Here is a 3434-nt window from a genome sequence, read left to right on the forward strand (position 1 = left end):
AGCTTGATGCACGCCTTTCGTTCATATCCAACGGCGGGCAGGTCATGCTGGGCATCCACGGTATCAGAAAGGAACCTGAACTGGACCGTCCTTATTTCGGACATATCTTCACGGAAGAGGACAAGAAGAACCTGCGTGAAAGCGGGAACATGGGACGCGTGGCTGACCTTAACCTGCGTGGCAACACGACTGAGCCGTGTCTGATTTCCATCGACAAGAATACCAACGAACTGGTAGCCGTCCGACAGGAGCATGTCTATATCCCGAATGAAATCAAAGGGGTAACCCTGACTCCGGACGAAATTCAGAAACTGAAAAATGGAGAACAGATATTCGTAGAGGGAATGAAGTCCAATCAGGGTAAAGAGTTTAATGCCAATCTGCAATACAGTGCGGAAAGAAGAGGCATCGAATTTATTTTCCCGAAAGACCAGGCCTTCAATCAGCAGACGCTCGGTGGTGTGCCGCTTTCCCCCATGCAGCTTAAAGCGCTGAACGAAGGCCACACCATCCTTGTAGAGGATATGAAGCGAAAGAACGGCGAACTGTTTTCTTCCTTCGTTACCATGGATAAGGTAACAGGCGGTCTCCAATATACGCGCCACAATCCGGAAACGGGAGAAATCTACATACCGAAAGAAATTTGTTCGGTACAGCTCACACCGGAGGACAAGGAAGCGTTACGCAAAGGACAGCCTATCTATCTTGAGAACATGATCAACCGTAAAGGTGAGGAATTCTCGTCATTCGTCAAACTGGACCTGACAAGCGGAAGACCACAGTATTCCAGAACTCCGGACGGTTTCAACGAACGACAGGCACCTACCATCCCGGCTGAGGTTTACGGACACCTGCTTTCAGCACAGGAAAGAGCAAATCTTCAGGACGGAAAGGCTATCCTTGTAACGGGTATGAAAGGTCCCAACGGCAAACCGTTCGATTCCTATCTGAAAGTAAACGCAAACACCGGACAGCTGCAATATTTCCAGGAAAATCCGGATGTGCGCCGCAATACCTCACAGCGTGCTTCACAGACTGACAATATCCAGCAGCAGGAACAGAAGAAGGGAGCAAAACAGGCTGTCTGACCTGAACGGGATTCAAATCATTCAAATCATCAATTACTAAAAAAGGAAAGAACATGAACAAGACCAATCATCATATCTACAAGACTGAACAAATCGACTGGGAGAAACTGGAATCGGTAGGTATCAGCAAATCGCAAATTGAAAAGGACGGAAACATGGACCTGCTCCTTCAGGGAGAGGAAACCAATGTCATGTCCATTAAAATCAAGACTCCTGTATTTTCACTGACCATGGACGCCACACTCAGTCTGATTGAAGACGAGAATGGAAATCCGGTCATCAGCGTAAACGGTATCAACCCTTCAGGTGAATAAATAAGAAACCATAATGTATCATCTCTCTTTCCATACGGTAAGTCCGTATGGAAAGAGATAAAAACAGAATTTATCATGATTGCCATATTAACAGACAAACCAAGTGTAGGAAAAGAAATCGGAAGAATCATCGGTGCAACCAGAGTAAGAAACGGATATGTGGAAGGAAACGGCTACATGGTTACGTGGACCTTCGGGAACATGTTGTCACTGGCCATGCCCAAAGACTACGGAACCCAAAAGCTGGAACGGAATGACTTTCCCTTCATCCCGTCCGAATTTGAACTGATGGTACGTCATACACGCACCGAGAACGGATGGATACCGGACATTGATGCCGTGCTCCAACTTAAGGTAATCGAGAGAGTGTTTCAAGCATGCGATACCATCATTGCGGCTACCGATGCCAGCCGTGACGGGGAAATGACATTCCGCTATGTCTATCAATACCTGAACTGTACACAGCCTTGCTTCCGTCTGTGGATTTCCTCTCTTACCGACGAGTCTGTGCGTAAAGGCATGGAAAACCTGAAGCCGGACAGCTGTTACGACAGCCTGTTCCTTGCAGCCGACAGCCGCAACAAGGCGGACTGGATTCTCGGAATCAACGCCAGCTATGCCATGTGCAAGGCGACGGGACTCGGCAACAATTCCCTCGGACGGGTACAGACACCGGTACTGGCTGCCATCAGCAGACGCTACCGTGAAAGAGAGAACCATATTTCATCGGACAGCTGGCCCATCTATATCAGCCTGCAAAAGGACGGCATCCTTTTCAAGATGCGCCGCACACAGGATCTTCCAGACAAAGAATCCGCTACAATGTTTTTCCAGGACTGCAAGCTGTCACATCAGGCACAGATTACAGGTATCAGCCACAGCGTTAAGGAAATACTTCCACCGGATCTGCTTGACCTGACACAACTTCAGAAGGAAGCGAACATCCGCTATGGCTTTACCGCATCAGAGGTGTATGACATCGCACAGTCCCTTTATGAAAAGAAACTGATTTCTTATCCAAGGACTTCCAGCCGTTATCTGACGGAGGATGTGTTTGACTCGCTTTCACCAATCATGGCGCGTCTGCTATCATGGGAGCTGTTCCCTGCCGCTAAAGGAACTGGAGGTATTGACATATCCAGTTTGTCCCGCCACGTAATAAGCGCAGAAAAAGCCAATGTACATCATGCCATCATCATTACAGGTATCCGTCCCGGAAATCTGTCCGAAAAGGAAATGCAGGTTTACAGACTTGTAGCCGGAAGGATGCTTGAAACATTCATGGCTCCATGCCGCATAGAAACGACAAATGTTGAAGCGGTTTGTGCCGCACAGCATTTCAAGGCCGAACAAACAAGAATCATTGAAGCCGGCTGGCATGACGTGTTCATGCGTTACGACATGATCCCGACATCGGGATATTCCGTCAAAGAACTCCCCGAAGTGGAGAAAGGTGATACCCTGAATGTATGCGGATGCAACATGGTGCACAAGAAACAGCTGCCGGTAAATCCGTTCACGGATGCAGAACTGGTGGAATACATGGAACAGAACGGACTGGGCACGGTATCCTCACGTACCAATATCATCCGTACACTGGTTAACCGTAAGTATATCCGTTATTCAGGGAAATATATCGTTCCGACCCCGAAAGGCATGTTCACCTACGAAACCATCCGTGGAAAGAAAATTGCGGATACTTCACTCACCGCAGACTGGGAAAAACAGCTGGCCGGACTTGAAAGCGGAATGATAACCGGACAGGACTTCCTGAACAGGATCAGGACTCTCGCCAAGGAAATGACCGATGACATTTTCAACACCTATTCCACAAAAGAAGAATAACATCTATACCTAATCAACCAAGAGAATGCAGGCCTGAAGGTCTGCATTTTTTTGTATCCGTACAGAAAAGAATCTGTTTTTCCGCTTTTAAGCGGCAAAGGTCTTGGATTGCCTGCCTTTTGCCGCAAGGCTGCCCTCAAGGGCTTGGCTGGACAGGAAAAAATCATCCTCGCTGCGCTCCGGTATT

The 3434-nt window shown here is 48.0% G+C and carries 3 protein-coding genes; all 3 read left to right on the forward strand.

Features of this window, described 5'->3' with window-relative positions; translation table 11 throughout:
• Window positions 1-1088 (forward strand): DUF3945 domain-containing protein (locus I6E11_RS14320; RefSeq protein ID WP_235338797.1); only part of this gene is annotated, 1088 nt, incomplete at its 5' end.
• A gap of 53 nt (window positions 1089-1141) precedes the next feature.
• Window positions 1142-1402 (forward strand): DUF4099 domain-containing protein, encoded by a 261-nt coding sequence (locus I6E11_RS14325; protein WP_204428165.1) that lies wholly within the window; start codon window positions 1142-1144, stop codon window positions 1400-1402.
• Window positions 1403-1477: 75 nt separating this feature from the next.
• Window positions 1478-3247, forward strand: a complete 1770-nt coding sequence (locus I6E11_RS14330) for a DNA topoisomerase (RefSeq protein ID WP_204482274.1) — start codon at window positions 1478-1480, stop codon at window positions 3245-3247.
• The last annotated feature ends 187 nt before the right edge of the window (window positions 3248-3434 follow it).

The organism is Bacteroides caecigallinarum (genome assembly GCF_021531075.1).
In the GTDB taxonomy this organism is placed as follows: Bacteria; Bacteroidota; Bacteroidia; order Bacteroidales; family Bacteroidaceae; genus Phocaeicola; species Phocaeicola caecigallinarum_B.